The organism is Pseudomonas azerbaijanoccidentalis (assembly GCF_019145495.1).
GTDB lineage: Bacteria > Pseudomonadota > Gammaproteobacteria > Pseudomonadales > Pseudomonadaceae > Aquipseudomonas > Aquipseudomonas azerbaijanoccidentalis.
The window spans coordinates 148,564-167,528 of record NZ_JAHSTU010000010.1 but is presented as its reverse complement, the minus strand read 5'-3'; the positions used below and the strand labels follow the sequence as shown (position 1 = coordinate 167,528).

The following is an 18,965-nucleotide window of genomic DNA, read 5'->3' as shown; positions in this document are numbered from 1 at the left end:
TTTGCCGTCGCCACGGCTTACGCTTACGAGGCCGTTACGCCATGACCGATACCGAAGTAAAGGCGCCTAAGATCGAATTCCCTGCCACCGATTACCCGGTTAAGGTGATCAGCGACACGGGTGTGGGCAACAAGGACAAGATCATCGACATCGTCCGCAAGCACGCCAAGATCAACGATGAGCGTGTGGACGAGCGTCAAAGCAGCAACGGCAAATACACCACTATTCAGTTGCACATCGTCGCGACCGACCAGGACCAGCTGTACAACATCAACAGCGAACTGCGGGCCACCGGTTTCGTGCACATGGTGCTGTGATGTCCGGCACGCTGGGCTTTCGCGAGCTCGGCCAGATGGCTTACGAGCCGGTCTGGCATGCCATGCAACGCTTCACCAATGAACGCGGCAGCGATGCACCCGATGAGATCTGGCTGGTCGAACACCCGCCAGTCTTCACCCAGGGTCAGGCCGGCAAGGCCGAGCACTTGTTGCTGCCGGGAGATATCCCGGTGGTGCAAGTCGACCGAGGCGGGCAGGTCACGTATCACGGCCCCGGGCAATTGGTGGCTTACCTGCTGCTGGATGTGCGCAAGCTGGGTTTCGGTGTACGCGACCTGGTCAGCCGCATGGAGTCATGCCTGATCGAGCTGCTCGCCAGCTACGGCGTGACGGCGGCAGCCAAGCCGGATGCACCGGGCGTGTATGTAAACGGTGCGAAAATCGCTTCCCTGGGTCTGCGGATCCGCCACGGTTGTTCCTTTCATGGCCTGGCCCTGAACGTGGACATGAACCTGGAACCGTTTCGACGGATTAATCCCTGCGGCTACGCCGGGCTGGCGATGACCCAGCTGAGCGATCACGCAGGATCGATTGAATTTGCCGAGGTAAGTGCCCGGCTGCGCGCGCAGCTCGTCAAACACCTCGACTATGCTGAGCAGACGACCCTAACGGGCGGAATCGACTGATATGACTACTGATGCAGTGCAAACCATGATCCCGACGCAGGATGTCACCGAGCGTCCGGCCCCGCGTGCCAAGGTTGAAGCCGGCGTAAAGCTGCGCGGCGCCGAAAAGGTTGCACGCATTCCGGTCAAGATCATTCCGACCACTGAGCTGCCGAAAAAGCCTGACTGGATTCGTGTGCGCATCCCGGTGTCCCCGGAAGTCGACCGCATCAAGGCGTTGTTGCGCAAACACAAGCTGCACAGCGTGTGCGAAGAAGCCTCCTGCCCGAACCTGGGCGAGTGCTTCTCAGGGGGCACCGCGACCTTCATGATCATGGGCGACATCTGCACCCGTCGCTGCCCGTTCTGCGACGTGGGTCACGGTCGTCCGAAGCCACTGGACGTCAACGAGCCGGAAAGCCTGGCCATCGCCATCGCCGACCTGAAACTCAAGTACGTGGTGATTACTTCGGTAGACCGCGACGACCTGCGTGACGGCGGTGCCCAGCACTTCGCCGACTGCATTCGTGAAATCCGCAAGCTGTCGCCGAACGTGCAGCTGGAGACGCTGGTTCCGGACTACCGTGGCCGCATGGACATCGCGCTGCAAATTACCGCCGCCGAGCCGCCGGATGTGTTCAACCACAACCTTGAAACCGTGCCGCGCCTGTACAAGGCTGCGCGTCCGGGATCCGACTATCAGTGGTCGCTGACCCTGCTGCAACGCTTCAAGCAGATGATGCCGCACATTCCGACCAAATCCGGCCTGATGCTGGGCCTGGGTGAAACCGACGAAGAAGTCATCGAAGTCATGAAGCGCATGCGCGAGCACGACATCGACATGCTGACCCTGGGCCAGTACCTGCAGCCGTCCCGCAGCCACTTGCCGGTACAGCGCTTCGTGCACCCGGACACCTTCGCCTGGTTCGCCGAAGAAGGTTACAAAATGGGCTTCAAGAACGTCGCTTCCGGTCCGCTGGTTCGCTCTTCGTACCACGCTGACGAGCAGGCAAAACTGGTCAAGGCCGAGCTGATGTCGTCCTGATCCGTCCCTAGTAATAGAAAACGCCCGCAGACTTCTGTCTCGCGGGCGTTTTTTTGCCTTGCCCACAGCGCTTGCCGCCTTTTCCTGCAACCTGCGGGGCGACAATGCCTCTTCTGTTTGTCCCCGTTCCTGACTACTGTGTGCTCAAGTGTTCACGCAGGGAGATTCATGGATGACCGTACGACCGACCCACACCCTTTGTCCTCACACCCCGGTTCCGGCCTTGCCGTCGCAAGGGGTGATCGGTGTCATTGCGCCTGCCGGGCCGGCACCGCTGGACACGGATAAAGCTGTGCAATGGATGCGCGCCAGAGGCTATACGCTCAAAGTGTTTCCTGGCGTCTACGAGAGGGACGGTTACCTGGCCGGCAGCGATGACGTGCGCCTCGATGACTTGCATGCAGCGTTCGCTGACAACGAGGTCGATGCCATCATTTGCCTGCGCGGTGGCTATGGCACGCCGAGGTTGCTCGATCGCATCGATTTCGAATTGCTGCGCAACAACGCCAAGCCGTTTATCGGCTACAGCGACATCACCGCGCTTCACCTGGCGATCAGTCGCTACGCAGGCTTTGTGACGTTCCATGGCCCGCTACTCAATGCCGATCTGCTGGGTGACAGGCAAAAGCCCACCGAGCCTTCTTTTTTCAACATGCTGCGCGGGCAGGTGAAGGCAGGGAGCGTATTAGCGCATCCGGTGGCATACCCCTTGACCACGATTGAACCCGGCATTGCCCATGGGCGGCTGCTGGGGGGCAATCTGTCGATGATCGCCGCGACCATGGGCACGCCCTACCAAATGGATGCGGAGGGCGTCATTTTGTTCATCGAGGACATCAATGAGCCGCTGTATCGCATCGACCGTCTACTGACTCACCTGCGGCTGGCGGGCACGCTCAGCAAGCTACGCGGAGTACTGGTGGGCGATGTGGCGGGTGTCGAGGTGCCGGCGCTGGAGCGGTTGCTCAAGCAGACATTCGAGTCTTTGCGGATCCCGGTGTTGTCCGGGTGGCGTAGCGGGCATTGCGATCCGAACCTTACGCTGCCGATGGGGGCGTTGGTGCGGCTGGATGCGGGGAACAAAGAGTTGGTGTTGGAGCAGGATGTGGTGATCAGGAAGTCATAAATATTACGAAAAGATCGCAGCCTGCGGCAGCTCCTACAGGTGTACACAAACCTTGTAGGAGCTGCCGAAGGCTGCGATCTTTTGCTTTTAGCGGTTACGCAAACCTTCCAGCAGCTTATGCGTCGGATAGCCATCCGCCGGCCAGCCAAACGACTGCTGCGCACTGCGGATCGCCTTGCGCGTATTCGCGCCGATGATGCCGTCCGCAGTGCCCGCGTCATAGTTCTGGGCGCTCAGCAGGTTTTGCAATTCGATCCGTTCGGTACGGCTCAGCGGCAAATCATCCTTTGGCCAAGAGCCACTGATCAGCCCCCCGCCACTAAAGCGCTCGGACAACAGGCTCACACCCAAGGCATAGGACGATGAGTTGTTGTACTTGAGAATCGCGCGGAAGTTGTCCAGTACCAGGAAGGCGGGGCCACGGTAGCCGGCCGGTAGCAGCAGTGCTGCGGACAAGTGCTCGGAACCTGCTGGCACTTGGCGGCCGTTGGGCAGGGTGACGCCCAGTTGCTGCCATTCGGCGACGCTCTTGCGAATTGTGCCGTCGGCCAGTACGTAGTTGAAAGTGCCTGGCAGTTGCACTTCAAAGCCCCATGGCTGGCCTTTCTGCCATCCGGAGCTTTGCAGGTAGTGCGCGGTCGAGGCCAGGGCATCAGTGGCGCTGCCCCAGATGTCGCGACGCCCGTCGCCATCGAAGTCAACGGCGTGGGTGTTGTAGGTCGTCGGGATGAATTGGGTCTGGCCCATGGCACCGGCCCAGGAGCCGAGCATTTTCTCGGGCTCGATATCACCCTGTTGCAGAATTTGCAGCGCAGCAATCAATTGCGCGTGGGCGAATCCCGGGCGACGGCCTTCATAGGCCAGGGTCGCCAGCGAATTGATCACAGACTTGCTGCCCTGGAACTGGCCGAAGTTACTTTCCATGCCCCACACCGCAACAAGGGCCTGACGATCAACGCCATAGCGCTGCTCGATGCTTTGCAGGATGTCGACGTATTGGTCGACCAGCGCCTGACCTTTACGAACCCGCAGTGGCGACAGGGCGCCATCGAGGTATTCCCACACTGGTTTGGCGAACTCCGGTTGGCTGCGGTCGGCGCGAATCACGCTGGCGTCGAAGCTGACATTGGCAAAGGCACGGTCGAACAAATCGGCGCGAATACCGGCGGCCAGAGCATCCTTGCGGAAACCCGCCTGCCATTCGGCGAAGGTCTGGGTTGGCTGGATGTCGAGGTTTTCACCGTTGGGAACCACAGGCGGAAGAACCGCAGGGGCGGTGGCGACAGGCAGGGTTTTCAATGGCTGGGCGTCGGCGGCGGTGGGTTTTTCCGCGCAGGCGACTAGCAAAACGAGGCTGGAGGCAGCAATCAATTGGCGCAGGTGCCAACGACGGGAAAGACAAAGGGGCATGCACGGGTCCAGGGAAAACGGATCAAGTGCAGACCTTAACATGTTGAGCGGATGCATGCCTTTCAGGCCGCCAGAAAGTAAGAAGCCTCCCAGTTGTCAGACTGGAAGGCTTCGCGGCGGTAGCTGCCTTTGCCCTTGCCGGCTCGTTCCTGACGGCTGCGGAACAGGGGCTGGGCGATGATGGATTTGGCCTTGTTGGGGCCGTGTTTGGACGGCTTTTTGCTCATGATCGGATCTCTCGATTGAGTGGGTTTTGCGGGGGCAATAATCTGCCGAAGTCGGGGTTATGTCTATAGGGCGGATGGATACGGGTTTTGTAGGAAGGAAGATCAAAAGATCGCGGCCTGCGGCAGCTCCTACATGAGAGCGCGATTCCATGTAGGAGCTGCCGCAGGCTGCGATCTTTGAATTTACTCGGCAGGCAACGACAATCTCTGACCCGCCATCAACAACGTCAATCGACTCAAGCTCATCCACGGCGAACCCGCGGCCTGGCCTTTGATTTGGGCATCAATGCGCTGTGCTTCGAGTAGCAATTGCGCCCAACGTTGCGCCGAGTAGCGTTGCAGCGCTTTGCTCATCAGCGGTTTACGCTTGTCCCAAACCGGTGGCTTGGCCTGGCTGAAAGCCTTGTCCAGCGGCGTGCCTTGGCTGTATTGCAACGAAATATTGGCCAGCAGGCGCAGTTCGCGAGCCAGGGCCCAAAGAATCACCGGTGGCTCGACGCCTTCACCGCGCAGGCCTTCCAGCATGCGCAGGGCGTGGGCGGCTTCACCGTTGAGAATCGCGTCGGTCAAGCCGAAGACATCGAATCGCGCACTGTCGGCCACCGCAGCCTGCACGGTTTCGACGGTGATTTGACCGCCTTCGGCCATCAGCTTGAGCTTTTCGATTTCCTGGGCAGCCGCCAGCAAGTTGCCTTCGACTCGTGCGGCAATCAGTTCGACGGCGTCCTGGCTGGCGGACAGCCCGGCCTGGGACAAGCGCTGGCGGATCCAGCTAGGCAACTGGCTGACATCCACCGGCCAGATTTGCACGAACTGGGTCTGGGGGCCTTCAACCAGCGCTTTGCCCCACTTGGTTTTCTGCGCGCTGCCGTCGAGTTTGGGCAGGCTGATCAGCAACACCGTGTCTTCGGCCGGACGTGAACAGTATTCAATGAGCGCGGCGGCACCTTTGTCACCGGGTTTGCCGGAGGGCAGGCGCAGTTCCAGCAGACGTTTTTCGGCGAACAGCGACATGCTGGCGCCGGCTTGCAGCAGCGTGCCCCAGTCGAAACTGGCGTCGGCGGCAAAGACCTGGCGTTCATCGAAGCCCTGTTGACGGGCGGCGGCACGGATAGCGTCGGCGGCTTCCTGGCACAGCAAGGGGTCGTCGCCACTGATGACGTAGACCGGCGCGAGGGCGCTTTGCAGGTGCTTACCGAGTTGGGCGGGAGCGAGTTTCATAGGCGGCGGCAAACGGGGCGCCTGAGCGCCCCGTAAGTCTTATTGCTGCGGCAGTTCGATTGGCGACTGACGCGGGGTTTCCGCTTCAGCCTTCTGCGCCGCTTCCAGTGCCGCGGCTTCTGCCTTGGCCTTCGCATCAGCGGTTTGCTGCAACTGGTCCAGCTGGGCCGGCGTCAGTTGCTGCAAGCGCAGCATCATGCGCTGAACCAGCTCACGACGGGTTTCCTTGCGAGCGTCGGTGGCTTCCTGGTCAGAACCCACCAGGTTGTTGCCGTCGTGGATAAAGATTTTCTGCACTTCAAGCTTGTCGCTCATCAGTGGCAGGTTGCCTTGGCCGAGAATGTCGTAGTTGAGCACCGTGGTGACCTGGTACTCGCCAGTACGGCCCGCGCCTGCATAGCTGAGGATGCGCTGGGTTTCCTGTTCGTTGGCCAGGAACAGCTTGTAAGGTGCGCCGGTGTAGACCTTGACGCCGCTGCTTTCCAGAACCTGGCGCAGTTGAGTCACGGTTTCGCCGTAAGCGTTACGGGCGCTCAGGTCGAGTTCCTTGATCGCCAGTTCGGTGGTGCCGGTGCCGCGCAGCTGGAAACCGCAGGCGCTCAACAGGACCGCCAGGCCCATCACCAGCAAGTTGCGTTTGATCATTGTGTTGCTCCCCTTGAAACCATGTGGACCGATCTTGCGGCCCGAAAGGTTTTACTCGGCGCCAGGCCTGACCTGACGCCTGATCCAATTAGCTGGCGACGATGTTGACCAGTTTCCCGGGCACCACGATCACTTTACGAATGGTCAGACCGTCAACGAAGCGCAGTACGTTTTCGTTGGCGCGTGCGGCCGCCTCGACTTCTTCGCGCGTTGCACTGGCCGGCATTTCGATCTGGCCGCGCAGCTTGCCGTTGACCTGGATGACCAGCGTCAGGCTGTCCTGCACCAGAGCGTTGTCGTCCTGCACCGGCCAACCGGCGTCGATCACCGCATCGGCGTGGCCCAGTTGGTTCCACAGCTCGTGGCTGATGTGCGGCGTGATCGGAGCCAGGAGCAAGGTCACGGTTTCGAGACCTTCGTGAATCAGTGCGCGATCCTGTTCAGTGGCTTGCGCGGCTTTTTCCAGCACGTTCATCAGCGTCATCACTTGCGCGATGGCGGTGTTGAATTTGTGGTTCTGGCCGACGTCCTGGCTGGCCTGCTTGATGGCCAGGTGGATCGAGCGACGAACGGCTTTCTGCTCGTCATTCAGGCTGGCAACGTCCAGTTTGCCCGGCAGGCCCTGGGTGACGTGGGCTTGCGCCAGACGCCAGACGCGCTTGAGGAAGCGGTGCGAACCTTCGACGCCGGAGTCAGACCATTCCGCGCTCATGTCCGGTGGCGATGCGAACATCATGAACAGGCGGCAGGTGTCTGCGCCGAACTGGTCGATCATCGACTGTGGGTCGACGCCGTTGTTCTTCGACTTGGCCATCTTCTCGGTGCCACCGATTTCCACCGGCAAACCGTCGGATTTCAGTTTGGCGCTGATGACCTTGGCTTTGCTGTCACGCTCAAGCTCGACATCCGCCGGGTTGAACCAGGTGTAGGCACCGTTGGCTTCGCGACGATAGTAGGTTTCAGCGATCACCATGCCTTGGGTCAGCAGGTTCTTGAACGGCTCGTTGGAGCTCACCAGGCCTTCGTCGCGCATCAGCTTGTGGAAGAAGCGCGCATAGAGCAGGTGAAGAATCGCGTGTTCGATACCGCCGATGTATTGATCCACCGGCAGCCAGTGGTCGGCCGCCGATTTTTCCACCAGGCCACCTTCAAAGTGCGGCGAGGCGTAACGGGCGTAGTACCACGAAGACTCCACAAAAGTGTCCATGGTGTCGGTTTCACGCTTGGCAGGCTGGCCGCATTTCGGGCAGCTGCACTCATAGAATTCGGGCATGCGCGCCAGTGGCGAACCGGCGCCGTCCGGTACGACATCTTCCGGCAGCACGACGGGCAGTTGATCTTCCGGCACCGGTACGTCACCGCAGGTTTTGCAGTGGATGATCGGGATCGGGCAGCCCCAGTAGCGCTGACGGCTGATGCCCCAGTCGCGCAGGCGGAACTGGGTGCGCGAGGCGCCCAGCTGTTTCTTGATCAGGGCAACTTCCATGGCGTCGAAGGCGCCAGCGAAATCGAGGCCGTCGAACTCGCCGGAGTTGATCAGCGTGCCATGCTCGCCGTAGGCGTCTTGCCACGGCGCCGGGTTGGTGTCGCCTGCGCTTGTGCGCACCACCGATTTGACCGGCAGGTTGTACTTTTGGGCAAATTCGAAGTCACGTTCGTCGTGAGCCGGAACTGCCATGACCGCGCCGTCGCCGTAGTGCATCAGGACGTAGTTGGCGACCCATACCGGCAGTTTTTCACCCGTCAGCGGGTGCTCCACGAACAGGCCGGTCGGCAGGCCTTTTTTCTCCTGGGTGGCAACGTCGGCTTCAGCCACGCTGCCGCCCTTGCATTCAGCGATGAACGCTTGCAGCTCAGGATTATTCTGTGCGGCCAGGGTAGCCAGGTGGTGCTCGGCGGCCACGGCAACGTAGGTTGCGCCCATCAGGGTGTCCGGACGGGTGGTGAAGACTTTCAGCGCGCCGGTTTCGCCGATGGAGTCGACGTTGTACGGGAACTGCACTTCCATGCCGCGGGACTTGCCGATCCAGTTGCGCTGCATGGTCTTGACCTGTTCAGGCCAGCCCGGCAGGTCGTCGAGACTCTCCAGCAGCTCATCCGCGTAGGCGGTGATCTTGAAGTAGTACATCGGGATTTCGCGCTTTTCGATCAGCGCGCCGGAGCGCCAGCCGCGACCGTCGATCACCTGTTCGTTGGCCAGGACGGTCTGGTCGACCGGGTCCCAGTTCACGGTGCCGCTTTTTTTGTAGATCACGCCTTTTTCGAACAGGCGGGTGAACAGCCATTGTTCCCAGCGGTAGTAATCCGGCTTGCAGGTGGTCACTTCGCGCGACCAGTCCACTGCCAGGCCCAGGCTGCGCAACTGGGATTTCATGTAGGCGATGTTTTCGTAGGTCCACTTGGCGGGCGCTACGTTGTTCTTCATCGCGGCGTTTTCCGCCGGCATGCCGAAAGCGTCCCAACCCATCGGTTGCAGAACGTTCTTGCCTTGCATGCGCTGGTAGCGGGAGATCACGTCGCCGATGGTGTAGTTGCGCACGTGCCCCATGTGTAGCTTGCCGCTGGGGTAAGGGAACATCGACAGGCAGTAGTAAGTCTCCTTGCCTGGCTGTTCACTGACTTCAAAGGACTTTTGCTCGTCCCAGAACGACTGGGCGGCGGCTTCGATTTCACGGGGCTGATATTGTTCGTGCATGGCTACTTTTTGAACTGAATAGGGGTGGCCTAATCCTCTTCAATGCGACGCTGGACGGTGAGTGCGCCAATTCGGCGTTTCCGTACCCAGGCGAGCTGGAAGTGGAGTTACAGGAAGCGCCGTAGCATACATGACCGCGCTCTATCGAGGGAAACCCTGATTGCTGCCGCGCGTCATGCGAAAAACGCTGCGAGGGCCGTTGGTCGCGGCGCTCAGCCGGTTTGTCCATGGAAGCTAAGCTCTAACTGGGGAGTAGGTCTTATCTTCCAATGAGGTGAGGGATGGTTGAGTCACAGCGAAAAGCTACAAAACCGGAGTTGTACGAAAGACTGATTGATCGTCTTGGAATGGCCCTGGAAGCGGCAAAAACCGCTGGCCGGTTGCGTGATGAACGTCCGCTGGAGCTGGAATTGCGTGGTTTGAGCCCCGCTGAATTTGCTTTGGTGAAGGCGTATCTGGATCGCAGCGAGCGTGAGACACACGGATGCTTGTCCGAGGCAGTGAAGCAACTCGACGCACCACGCTCAGCCAAGATTATCTGGCTCAAGGACAAAGTACCCGGCAGAGACGCGGTAAAGGTCCGGTCTCTGCAGTTCAAGTAAGGCATCGAGCCATGCTCCAGGGTTTTTTGAAGCATAGTCCTTCCATATTTATTGTCGCACTGCATCAACCCACTTAGGCTTCGGGCATCTTTAAGGAGATGCTCGATGCCTTTTCGTTATTTTGTGAAACACCTTCTGATGCCTCCCGGCATTCTTATCCTGTTGCTGGTGCTCGCCTGGTGGTGGCGCCGGTCGAGGCCTCGACTTGCCGCTGTGTGCTTTACTCTGGGGCTCGGCGGGTTCTGGCTGATGAGCTTGCCGATGGTGGTGCAATGGGGGGCCGGGCTGCTTGAGCGCGAACCACCGTTGACCCGCGACCAGTGGTCGACTTTGGGCCAACACGCGGATGCAATCGTGGTGTTGGGATCGGGGCGCGAGCGGGGTGATGTGGCTTGGGATTCCGACCAGCCTACGGGTGTCGGCCTCGAGCGCCAACGCTATGCGGCACATCTGGCCAAGGCATCCGGTTTGCCGGTGTTAACCAGCGGAGGGTTGCATTACGGTACGCCGCCCAGCGAGGCGCAGCTCATGGCTGATTCCATGCGTGACGATTTCGGCGTGACCGTGCGCTGGCAGGAAGGGCAGAGTCGTACTACTTGGGAAAACGCACAAATGTCGGCACAGATGCTGTTGCCTGAAGGCATCAAGCGTGTGGTTGTCGTGACCCATGCGTCACACATGCCGCGGGCGGTCTGGAGTTTCAGGAAGGCTGGGTTTGAGGTGGTGCCCGCGCCGGTTGGCTTTCTGGGCGTAGACAATGCCGAGCCCTTGGGCGGCTGGATGCCCGAGTTCAAGGCGATATGGCGCAGCGGGCAGTTGCTGAACGAAGCAGTCGGGCAGGTAGGGTATTCGTTGTTCTATCGTTGAACGTCAAAAAGATCGCAGCCTGCGGCAGCTCCTACATGGATATTTGTGAATCCCGTAGGAGCTGCCGCAGGCTGCGATCTTTTTTCTTAAACGGTCTTGGCCATCCGGCTGGCAATCAGCGCCCAGCCAAACAACAACACGCACACAATGATCAGCGGCCATGAACGCCATTGCAGGTAAGGCGTCAGGTTGTGCATCGGCACGACTTCGCCATACAGGATGCCGCGTTCGAACTGCGGAATCTGTTCGGTGATCTGGCCAAACGGGTTGATCAGTCCGGTAACGCCGTTGTTGGTGGCGCGGATCATCCAGCGGCCGGCCTCCAGTGCCCGCATCTGTGCCATCTGCAAATGTTGCAGCGGACCGATGGAGGTGCCGAACCAGGTGTCGTTGCTGATCGTCAGCAACAGGTCGCTTTGGGCGGCCAGGCCCGCGGCGAATTCCGGGTACACCACTTCATAGCAGATGAACGGCGCGATCTGGTAACCCTTGGCTTGCAGCATTGGCTGATCGGCCGGGCCCCGGGCAAAGTCGGACATCGGCAGGTCGAAGAATGCGATCAGTCCACGCAGTACATCCTGCAGCGGCACGTATTCGCCGAACGGCACCAGTTTCTGCTTGAGGTAGGTGCCGTCGCCTTCGCCGACCACGGTAATGCCATTGAAAAAGCGCTTTTCCTGATGGACCACTTCGCGGATCGGTACGCCGGTGATCAGGGCCGAATCCCGTTCTGCGGCGAATTTTCCCATCATGTCCAGATAGCCCTGGGCAGATTCCTTGAGCACCGGTACGGCGGTTTCCGGCCAGATCAGCAGGTCAACGCGCTTGGAGCTCAGGCTCATGTCGCGGTATAGCGCGAGCTGCGCATTCAGCTGCGCCGGGTCCCATTTCATGCTTTGTTCAATGTTGCCCTGGATCGCCGCGACGCTCAGTGGCGCACCTGCCGGGGTGGTCCAGGCGTGATGTTTCAGCGCCATGCCAGCTATCCACGGGGCGACCAGCAGCACTGCGCCGATCACGATGAAGCCTTTACGTCCGGCGCGGATCAGGCGCACGCCGTTGTAGATCAAGGCAGCGGTCAGGGCCAGGGTGAAAGAAATCAGCCACATCCCGCCGACCGGGGCAAGGCCGGTCAACGGGCCGTCGAGTTGGCTGTAGCCGGAATAAAGCCAGGGGAAACCGGTCAGGAACCAACCGCGGAAAGCCTCTTGGCCGACCCACAGCGCTGCAAACGCCAAGGCGTCCGCCAGCGGAGCCTCGTTACGCCGCAGCCAGCGCGCCCAAAGCCAGGCCGGCAGGGCAAAGAACCAGGCAATCGCCGCCGTGAAGATCAGCATCAGGAAACCGGCCAATAGCACCGATGCGCCACCGAAGTGGTGAATGCTGTAATAGATCCAGCTGGTGCCGGCGCCGAACAGACCGAAGCCGAAGCACCAGCCACGGCCCAGGGCCTGGCGTGGTGTCAGTTCACGCAGCCCGGCATAGAAAAGCCCGACCGCCAGCAATGCCAGCGGCCAGATATCGAACGGCGCCAACGCCAGGGTGGTGATTGCACCGGCCGCCACGGCCAGCAGGTTACCGGGCCAGCCGGGGCGGGTTGTCCAGCGCATTTCAATCCTTAAATGTTTACCGGGCGATAGGCGTCAAACGTAGCAAATGAATACGACGGCTGTCGGCATTCAGGATGCGGAAACGATAGGCGCCGATTTCAGTGATTTCGTTGCGTTTTGGCAAGTGCCCGAATGCGCTCATCACCAGACCGCCGACAGTGTCGAATTCATCGTCGGAGAATTCACTGTCGAAGAACTCGTTGAAGTTCTCGATCGGCGTCAGGGCCTTGATCAGGAAGTCACCGCTGGGCAGTGGCTTGATGTAGCTGTCTTCTTCGACGTCGTGTTCGTCTTCGATGTCGCCGACGATCTGCTCCAGCACGTCTTCAATCGTCACCAGGCCCGCCACGCCCCCGTATTCGTCGATGACGATGGCCATGTGGTTATGGTTGGCGCGGAATTCGCGCAGCAACACGTTCAGGCGTTTGGACTCCGGCACGAAGGTGGCCGGGCGCAGCAAATCCTTGATGTTGAAGCTGTCGCCGTTTTCCTTGAGGATCAACGGCAGCAAGTCCTTGGCCAGCAATACGCCCATCACGTCATCGTGGCTTTCGCCGATGACCGGGTAGCGCGAGTGGGCCGAGTCGACCACGGCCGGCAGGAACTCGCGAGGTGTCTGGGTCGCCTTGATGCTGATCATCTGCGAGCGCGGGACCATGATGTCCCGTACTTGCAGGTCCGCAACCTGGATGGCGCCTTCGACGATGGCCAGCGCTTCGCTGTCCAACAGTTTGTTCTGATGTGCGTCGCGCAGCAGCTCCAGCAGCTCCTGGCGGTTTTTCGGCTCGTGGGCAAAAGCCTGGGTGAGCTTACCCAGCCATGACTTCTGCCCGTTGCTCGATCGATCTTCGCTCATAGCGATTACTCTGAATCCTTTGTTGTTTCGGTAGGGGATGTATCTGCTTCGTCGTCCGCGTACGGATCCGGAAAGCCCAGTTCAGCAAGCAACGTTCGTTCCAGTGCTTCCATTTCTTCGGCTTCGTCGTCATCTATATGATCGTAACCAAGCAGATGCAAGCAGCCGTGAATCACCAGATGGGCCCAATGAGCCTTGAGTTCCTTGCCTTGCTCGGCGGCTTCGCGTTCAACCACGGCCACGCAGATCACCAGATCGCCCAGCAATGGAATGTCGAGAAACTCGTCCGGCACGTCCGCCGGAAACGACAGGACGTTGGTGGCGTAATCTTTTTGCCGCCAGGTGTGATTCAGCTCGCGGCCTTCGGCTTCGTCGACCAGGCGTATGGTCATTTCCGAATCCGCTGTGCGCTGGCGCAGGGCCAGTTCGCACCATTGGCGGAACTCGGCTTCGCTGGGGGCGCTGGCTTCGGTGGCGATTTGCAGGTCAAGCTCAAGCATCGCGGCGACTTTCCTTGGCGGCTGCATCGTCGGCCGCTTTGGTTTCGAAGCGCTCATAGGCTTCGACAATCCGCTGAACCAGTGGATGGCGCACAACGTCCTTGGGCTGGAAGTGGGTGAAGCTGATGCCCGGTACATCCTTGAGCACTTCAATCACATGATGCAGACCGGACTTGGTGCCGCGCGGCAGGTCGACCTGGGTGATGTCGCCGGTGATGACTGCCGTGGAGCCGAAACCGATCCGGGTCAGGAACATTTTCATCTGTTCGACGGTGGTGTTCTGGCTTTCGTCGAGAATGATGAAGCTGTTGTTCAGCGTACGACCGCGCATGTAAGCCAGCGGAGCAACTTCGATGACCTGGCGTTCGATCAGCTTGGCCACGTATTCGAAGCCGAGCATTTCGTACAGCGCGTCGTAGAGCGGGCGCAGGTACGGGTCGATCTTCTGTGACAAGTCGCCGGGCAGGAAGCCGAGTTTTTCACCGGCCTCAACCGCCGGACGCACCAGCAGGATGCGACGGATCTGCTCACGTTCCAACGCGTCCACCGCACAGGCGACGGCCAGGTAAGTCTTGCCGGTACCGGCAGGGCCGATGCCGAAATTGATGTCGTTGCCGAGGATTTCCTTCACGTAGCGCAGCTGATTCAAGCCGCGAGGGCGAATCATGCCTTTTTTGGTGCGCAGGGCGACGGAGGCTTCGGCGGGCGAGTGGTTGTCCAATTCTTCGACGGCGGATTCCTGCAGGAACAGGTGAACCATGTCCGGCGACAGCTCGGTACCCTTGGTTTCCCGGTACAGGCGGCGCAGAAGGTTTTCCGCGGAGGTGGTGTGTTTGGGCTCGCCGATCAGCTCGAACTGGTTTCCGCGGTTGCGGATCTCGATGGTCAGGCGCTGTTCGATCAGACGCAGATGCTCGTCGAATTGCCCGCACAGATTGGCGAAGCGGCGAGCTTCAAAAGGCTCGAGGATGAAACGATGTGGTTCTATAGGAGCGTTCAAGGTCGTATTTAGCCGCCCTGGGGCAATAGTGATGAATCAAGGATAGCGCCAGTGGCGCGGGTGCGAAAGCTCTTAAATGGATCAACCCATTCTCAAGAACAATGCATTTCACTGTGGGAGCTGGCTTGCCAGCGATGGCGATGTAACTGGCGACATCATTGTCGGGCTTGCTGGCCCTATCGCTGGCAAGCCAGCTCCCACAGGGATCGGTGTTACTGGATCAGCGAGCCCCGCAGCGAGTGCGGCTGCGCGGCATCGATGTGCACATCCGCGAACTGCCCGATCAAGGTCGGATTGTCGCAGCGGAAGTTGACGATCCGGTTATTCTCGGTCCGGCCTTGCAGCTCGCCGGGGTCCTTTTTCGAATAATCGGTTACCAGAATGCGCTGGATCGAACCGACCATTTGTCGGCTGATCTCGAAACCCTGCTGATTCAAGCGATGTTGCAGGGCGTTCAGGCGTTCTTTTTTCAATGCTTCCGGCGTGTCATCGGCCAGATCGGCGGCCGGTGTGCCTGGGCGCTGGCTGTAGACGAACGAGTAGGAAAAGTCGAAACCCACGTCCTGAATCAGCTTCATGGTTTGTTCGAAGTCTTTCTCTGTCTCGCCGGGGAAGCCGACGATGAAGTCCGAACTGATGCAGATCCCCGGCACGGCGGCACGCAATTTGCGCAGTTTGGATTTGTATTCCAGGGCCGTGTGGTTACGCTTCATCGCCGCGAGGATGCGGTCCGAGCCCGATTGCACCGGCAGGTGCAGGTGCTTGACCAGTTCCGGAACGTCGGCGTGGGCCTGGATCAGGCTGTCGGAGAATTCCAGCGGGTGCGACGTGGTGTAGCGGATGCGGTCGATGCCATCGACCGCGGCGACCACGCGGATCAGCTCGGCCAGATCGGCCAGGCGTCCGTCGTGGGTCGTGCCGCGATAACCGTTGACGTTCTGCCCCAGCAGCGTCACTTCACGCACACCGTTTTCGGCCAGGTGAATGATCTCGGCGATCACGTCGTCGAACGGCCGGCTGACTTCCTCACCACGGGTGTAGGGCACCACGCAGAACGTGCAGTACTTGCTGCAACCTTCCATCACCGACACGTAGGCGCTCGGGCCATCGATGCGAGGCTCGGGCAAGTGGTCGAATTTTTCGATTTCCGGGAACGAGACGTCGACTTGCGGCAGCTTGGTGATGCGCGCGGCGTCGATCATTTCCGGCAGGCGGTGCAGGGTTTGCGGGCCGAACACCACGTCGACATAGGGTGCGCGATCACGGATGGCCGCGCCTTCCTGGCTGGCCACGCAACCGCCAACGGCGATCACCATGTCCGGGTTGGCCAGTTTCAGTTCGCGCCAGCGGCCGAGCTGCGAGTAGACGCGGTCCTGGGCACGTTCGCGGATCGAGCAGGTGTTGAGCAGGATCACGTCGGCGTCTTCAGCGCGTGCGGTGACTTCCAGGGCCTGGTGTTCGCCCAGCAGATCGACCATGCGCGAGCTGTCGTACTCGTTCATCTGGCAACCGTGGGTTTCGATGTAAAGCTTCTTGGCCATGGAAAGAGTCATCACGTGATTCAAAGAACCGCGCATTATAGGGAACATGTACCCAGGTTCCTACCGCTGTGCGTCCGATGGCTATGCTATAGTTCGCGCCCTCATTTTTATCCCCGATGTGTTGCTCGCCCACCATGACCAAACGTGAAGCTCCAATCTACAAGGTGATTTTCCTCAACCAGGGCCAGGTGTTCGAAATGTACGCCAAGCAGATCTATCAAAGTGATCTGTGGGGCTTTCTGGAAGTGGAAGAGTTCGTCTTTGGCGAGCGCACGCAAGTGGTCGTCGATCCGAGCGAAGAAAAGCTCAAGGCTCAGTTCGAAGGCGTGGTGCGCAGCTTTGTGCCGATGCATTCGATTGTGCGCATCGATGAAGTAGAGCGCCTGGGCACACCGAAAATCAGCGAAGCCCGCGGCGCGGTCGGCAATGTCATGCCGTTTCCGATGCCGATGCCTGAGAAGTAGGCCTCAAGACCGAGTCGCCCCCTTCGCGAGCAAGCCCGCTCCCACAATGGATCTCCAGTGAACACATTGTTTGTGTACGGCAGAGATTGGATGTGGGAGCGGGTTTGCTCGCGAAGGGGCCAGACAGATCAATACAGAAATCAGGGAAGTGGCGCGAAAGGCGTACGCCCGTCGGCGCTTTGCAATTCCATCAGATATTTACGGAAGATTTGCCCCAGCACCTGGGTGGCGACTTCGAGTTCTTCGCGAGGCATCTTTTCGGTGACTTCGTCAGCGGTGTCCAGCGCCTCTTCAGCACCATTGACCGCGGCCATTTTCAGCAGGATGTACGCCTGAACGTTATTGGCCGGTACGCCTTCGCCATGGAAGAACATGCTGCCGAGTTTGAATTGCGCCTGGGCGTGACCTTGCAGTGAGGCCTTCTCGAAGTAGCTCAGGGCTTGATTGAGGTCACGCGGCGCATTTTTACCTTCGTAATAGAACTCACCCAACTCGTATTGCGCTTGCGCATCCCCTTCATCCGACGCCTTTTGGCAGGCAGCGAGTGCCTGTGCCAGGTCTTGCGGCTGGGTATTGAGGGTGCAGCGACCCATCGCTGGGATTAACAACGAGTTACCGCCTGCTTGTGCGAGCGCGAGCAGGGGCTGAAGGAGCAACAGGCAGCCCAGTGAAAGGGCGCGGCCGGTGCGGTTCATGGGAATCGACTTACCTCTGAAGGGCGCGCGGACCCATCGAGGGGATCCAATAAGCGCGCATTATGAAATAAGCAGGGCCAACCTTACAAAGTCTTTACTCGTTTTTCTGCTGCGCGGGAAATTTATCGCCCACTTTGCGGGGGATTATTAGCAGATGAGCAGGAAAAAGGGCAGGAGCACAGGGAAAAGCTGACGCCGGCGTTGGCCGGCGTCAGTACAACAGCGTTACTTCAGTGCGGCAAATGCGCGCTCGGCTGCATCCAGGGTCAGCTTCAGTTCGGCTTCGCCGTGGGCGATCGAAGTAAAGCCGGCTTCGAAGGCGCTCGGCGCCAGATACACGCCACCTTCCAGCATCAGATGGAAGAAGCGGCCGAACAGGGCGGCGTCGCTGGCCATCACGTCTTCGAAGGTCACGATGTCGTCGGCGCCGCTGAAATACAGACCGAACATGCCACCGGCCTGGGTGGTCACGAACGGAATGCCCGCGGCATCGGCGCGCACTTGCAGGCCATCGAGCAAGCGAGTGGTGTAGTCGGTCAGTTCGGCGTGGAAGCCAGGGCGGCTGATCAAGCGCAGCGTGGTGAGGCCTGCGGCCATCGCCAGTGGGTTACCCGACAGCGTGCCAGCCTGGTAAACCGGGCCGAGCGGCGCAATGCGCGACATGATTTCACGTTTGCCGCCGAAGCAACCGACCGGCATGCCGCCGCCAATGATCTTGCCGAAAGTGGTCAGGTCCGGCGTTACGCCGTAGTAAGCCTGGGCGCCGCCGAGGGCAACGCGGAAACCAGTCATCACTTCGTCGAAAATCAGCACCACGCCGTGCTTGTCGCACAGGGTCCGCAGGCCTTCGAGGAACCCCGGTGCCGGAGGCACGCAGTTCATGTTGCCGGCCACGGGCTCGACGATGATGCAAGCCACGTCCTGGCCGACTTCGGCGAGCATGGCTTCAACGGCGTCGATGTCGTTGAACGGCAGGGTCAGGGTGTGTTTGGCGAACGCTGCCGGCACGCCAGCAGAGCTCGGAACGCCCTGGGTCAGGGCGCCGGAACCGGCCTTGACCAGCAGGCTGTCGGAGTGACCGTGGTAACAGCCTTCGAACTTGATGATGCTGTCGCGACCGGTGAAACCACGGGCCAGACGAATCGCGCTCATGGTCGCTTCGGTGCCGGAGCTGACCATGCGCACCATTTCCATCGACGGCACGAGGGAGCAAACCAGGTCGGCCATCTGGGTTTCCATTTCGGTCGGCGCGCCGTAGGACAGACCGTGTTCCAGCTGTTTGCGAACCGCGTCCAGCACGTCCGGGTGGCTGTGGCCGAGGATCATCGGACCCCAGGAACCGACGTAATCCACATAACGCTTGTCGTCTTCGTCGGTGACGTAGGCGCCTTCGGCGTGTTTGAAGAACAGCGGCGTGCCGCCGACACTCTTGAACGCGCGAACTGGCGAGTTCACGCCGCCGGGAATGTGTTTCTGGGCATTGGCAAACAGGGTTTCGGAACGAGACATGATCGGGCT

General features: G+C 60.0%; 19 protein-coding genes. 7 read left to right on the top strand and 12 right to left on the bottom strand.

All coding sequences use genetic code 11. The annotated features are described in order from the left end of the window. The first annotated feature begins 41 nt into the window (after positions 1-41). From KVG88_RS26745 to KVG88_RS26730, 4 genes are all read left to right on the top strand, one after another. Complete coding sequence (locus KVG88_RS26745) at positions 42-317, top strand: DUF493 domain-containing protein (RefSeq protein ID WP_056855803.1); 276 nt, start codon at positions 42-44, stop codon at positions 315-317. Beyond that, on the top strand, positions 317-964 hold the full coding sequence (gene lipB, locus KVG88_RS26740) for a lipoyl(octanoyl) transferase LipB (RefSeq protein ID WP_217873220.1): 648 nt from the start codon (positions 317-319) through the stop codon (positions 962-964). Before KVG88_RS26745 ends, lipB begins: the two co-directional genes overlap by 1 nt. A gap of 1 nt (position 965) precedes the next feature. Then, positions 966-1,988 (top strand): lipoyl synthase, encoded by a 1,023-nt coding sequence (gene lipA / locus KVG88_RS26735; protein WP_075949067.1) that lies wholly within the window; start codon positions 966-968, stop codon positions 1,986-1,988. Positions 1,989-2,160: 172 nt separating this feature from the next. Continuing rightward, positions 2,161-3,114 carry a S66 peptidase family protein gene (locus KVG88_RS26730; RefSeq protein ID WP_217873219.1) on the top strand — a complete coding sequence of 318 codons (954 nt, stop codon included), beginning with the start codon at positions 2,161-2,163 and terminating at the stop codon, positions 3,112-3,114. A gap of 87 nt (positions 3,115-3,201) precedes the next feature. On the opposite strand, the gene KVG88_RS26725 is transcribed toward KVG88_RS26730, so the two are convergent. From KVG88_RS26725 to leuS, 5 genes are all read right to left on the bottom strand, one after another. Next, entirely contained in the window at positions 3,202-4,524 is a 1,323-nt protein-coding gene (locus KVG88_RS26725; protein WP_217873218.1) for a lytic murein transglycosylase, read from the bottom strand. 62 nt (positions 4,525-4,586) lie between these two features. Beyond that, on the bottom strand, positions 4,587-4,751 hold the full coding sequence (gene arfA / locus KVG88_RS26720) for an alternative ribosome rescue factor ArfA (protein ID WP_008035105.1): 165 nt from the start codon (positions 4,749-4,751) through the stop codon (positions 4,587-4,589). Between the two features lie 183 nt (positions 4,752-4,934). After that, positions 4,935-5,972 (bottom strand): DNA polymerase III subunit delta, encoded by a 1,038-nt coding sequence (holA, locus tag KVG88_RS26715; RefSeq protein WP_150701595.1) that lies wholly within the window; start codon positions 5,970-5,972, stop codon positions 4,935-4,937. Positions 5,973-6,011: 39 nt separating this feature from the next. After that, positions 6,012-6,617 (bottom strand): LPS-assembly lipoprotein LptE, encoded by a 606-nt coding sequence (locus tag KVG88_RS26710; RefSeq protein WP_150701594.1) that lies wholly within the window; start codon positions 6,615-6,617, stop codon positions 6,012-6,014. An 88-nt stretch (positions 6,618-6,705) separates the two neighbouring features. Beyond that, on the bottom strand, positions 6,706-9,312 hold the full coding sequence (gene leuS / locus KVG88_RS26705; RefSeq protein ID WP_217873217.1) for a leucine--tRNA ligase: 2,607 nt from the start codon (positions 9,310-9,312) through the stop codon (positions 6,706-6,708). Between the two features lie 281 nt (positions 9,313-9,593). Between leuS and KVG88_RS26700 the strand changes: the two genes are divergently transcribed. Together KVG88_RS26700 and KVG88_RS26695 are read left to right on the top strand one after the other, a co-directional pair. Beyond that, entirely contained in the window at positions 9,594-9,914 is a 321-nt protein-coding gene (locus KVG88_RS26700; protein ID WP_077045550.1) for a hypothetical protein, read from the top strand. 105 nt (positions 9,915-10,019) lie between these two features. Then, a complete protein-coding gene (locus tag KVG88_RS26695; RefSeq protein ID WP_217873216.1) occupies positions 10,020-10,781 on the top strand; it encodes a YdcF family protein in 762 nt (253 codons plus the stop codon). Between the two features lie 86 nt (positions 10,782-10,867). Here KVG88_RS26695 and lnt read toward each other — a convergent pair whose 3' ends face one another. The 5 genes from lnt to miaB all read right to left on the bottom strand — a co-directional run bounded on the left by lnt (position 10,868) and on the right by miaB (position 16,288). After that, positions 10,868-12,391: an apolipoprotein N-acyltransferase gene (gene lnt / locus KVG88_RS26690; protein WP_217873215.1), complete on the bottom strand. Its 1,524-nt coding sequence runs from the start codon at positions 12,389-12,391 to the stop codon at positions 10,868-10,870. Between the two features lie 16 nt (positions 12,392-12,407). Next, positions 12,408-13,247 carry a CorC family transporter gene (locus KVG88_RS26685; RefSeq protein ID WP_007909641.1) on the bottom strand — a complete coding sequence of 280 codons (840 nt, stop codon included), beginning with the start codon at positions 13,245-13,247 and terminating at the stop codon, positions 12,408-12,410. Positions 13,248-13,252: 5 nt separating this feature from the next. Continuing rightward, a complete protein-coding gene (ybeY, locus tag KVG88_RS26680; protein ID WP_217873214.1) occupies positions 13,253-13,747 on the bottom strand; it encodes an rRNA maturation RNase YbeY in 495 nt (164 codons plus the stop codon). Then, positions 13,740-14,747, bottom strand: a complete 1,008-nt coding sequence (locus KVG88_RS26675) for a PhoH family protein (RefSeq protein ID WP_150701589.1) — start codon at positions 14,745-14,747, stop codon at positions 13,740-13,742. Before KVG88_RS26675 ends, ybeY begins: the two co-directional genes overlap by 8 nt. Before the next feature lie 212 nt (positions 14,748-14,959). Next, positions 14,960-16,288, bottom strand: a complete 1,329-nt coding sequence (gene miaB, locus KVG88_RS26670) for a tRNA (N6-isopentenyl adenosine(37)-C2)-methylthiotransferase MiaB (RefSeq protein WP_150701588.1) — start codon at positions 16,286-16,288, stop codon at positions 14,960-14,962. A gap of 134 nt (positions 16,289-16,422) precedes the next feature. Here miaB and KVG88_RS26665 point away from each other — a divergent pair, with 134 nt between their 5' ends. Continuing rightward, complete coding sequence (locus tag KVG88_RS26665; RefSeq protein WP_003185742.1) at positions 16,423-16,752, top strand: DUF1820 family protein; 330 nt, start codon at positions 16,423-16,425, stop codon at positions 16,750-16,752. 140 nt (positions 16,753-16,892) lie between these two features. Here the strand turns inward: KVG88_RS26665 and KVG88_RS26660 are convergent, their stop codons facing one another. Together KVG88_RS26660 and hemL are read right to left on the bottom strand one after the other, a co-directional pair. Then, positions 16,893-17,447 (bottom strand): tetratricopeptide repeat protein, encoded by a 555-nt coding sequence (locus tag KVG88_RS26660; protein ID WP_150701587.1) that lies wholly within the window; start codon positions 17,445-17,447, stop codon positions 16,893-16,895. A 225-nt stretch (positions 17,448-17,672) separates the two neighbouring features. Continuing rightward, positions 17,673-18,956 (bottom strand): glutamate-1-semialdehyde 2,1-aminomutase, encoded by a 1,284-nt coding sequence (hemL, locus tag KVG88_RS26655; protein ID WP_150701586.1) that lies wholly within the window; start codon positions 18,954-18,956, stop codon positions 17,673-17,675. Positions 18,957-18,965: the final 9 nt, after the last annotated feature.

Bases quoted from the DNA above. Each gene is read 5' to 3' on its own strand.
- KVG88_RS26700 (WP_077045550.1), top strand. From the start codon at position 9,594: ATGGTTGAGTCACAGCGAAAAGCTACAAAACCGGAGTTGTACGAAAGA.
- KVG88_RS26745 (WP_056855803.1), top strand. From the start codon at position 42: ATGACCGATACCGAAGTAAAGGCGCCTAAGATCGAATTCCCTGCCACC.
- arfA (WP_008035105.1), bottom strand. From the start codon at position 4,751: ATGAGCAAAAAGCCGTCCAAACACGGCCCCAACAAGGCCAAATCCATC.
- KVG88_RS26710 (WP_150701594.1), bottom strand. From the start codon at position 6,617: ATGATCAAACGCAACTTGCTGGTGATGGGCCTGGCGGTCCTGTTGAGC.
- KVG88_RS26730 (WP_217873219.1), top strand. From the start codon at position 2,161: ATGACCGTACGACCGACCCACACCCTTTGTCCTCACACCCCGGTTCCG.
- hemL (WP_150701586.1), bottom strand. From the start codon at position 18,956: ATGTCTCGTTCCGAAACCCTGTTTGCCAATGCCCAGAAACACATTCCC.
- ybeY (WP_217873214.1), bottom strand. From the start codon at position 13,747: ATGCTTGAGCTTGACCTGCAAATCGCCACCGAAGCCAGCGCCCCCAGC.
- KVG88_RS26725 (WP_217873218.1), bottom strand. From the start codon at position 4,524: ATGCCCCTTTGTCTTTCCCGTCGTTGGCACCTGCGCCAATTGATTGCT.
- lipB (WP_217873220.1), top strand. From the start codon at position 317: ATGTCCGGCACGCTGGGCTTTCGCGAGCTCGGCCAGATGGCTTACGAG.
- leuS (WP_217873217.1), bottom strand. From the start codon at position 9,312: ATGCACGAACAATATCAGCCCCGTGAAATCGAAGCCGCCGCCCAGTCG.
- lipA (WP_075949067.1), top strand. From the start codon at position 966: ATGACTACTGATGCAGTGCAAACCATGATCCCGACGCAGGATGTCACC.
- holA (WP_150701595.1), bottom strand. From the start codon at position 5,972: ATGAAACTCGCTCCCGCCCAACTCGGTAAGCACCTGCAAAGCGCCCTC.
- KVG88_RS26665 (WP_003185742.1), top strand. From the start codon at position 16,423: ATGACCAAACGTGAAGCTCCAATCTACAAGGTGATTTTCCTCAACCAG.
- KVG88_RS26685 (WP_007909641.1), bottom strand. From the start codon at position 13,247: ATGAGCGAAGATCGATCGAGCAACGGGCAGAAGTCATGGCTGGGTAAG.
- KVG88_RS26695 (WP_217873216.1), top strand. From the start codon at position 10,020: ATGCCTTTTCGTTATTTTGTGAAACACCTTCTGATGCCTCCCGGCATT.
- lnt (WP_217873215.1), bottom strand. From the start codon at position 12,391: ATGCGCTGGACAACCCGCCCCGGCTGGCCCGGTAACCTGCTGGCCGTG.
- miaB (WP_150701588.1), bottom strand. From the start codon at position 16,288: ATGGCCAAGAAGCTTTACATCGAAACCCACGGTTGCCAGATGAACGAG.
- KVG88_RS26660 (WP_150701587.1), bottom strand. From the start codon at position 17,447: ATGAACCGCACCGGCCGCGCCCTTTCACTGGGCTGCCTGTTGCTCCTT.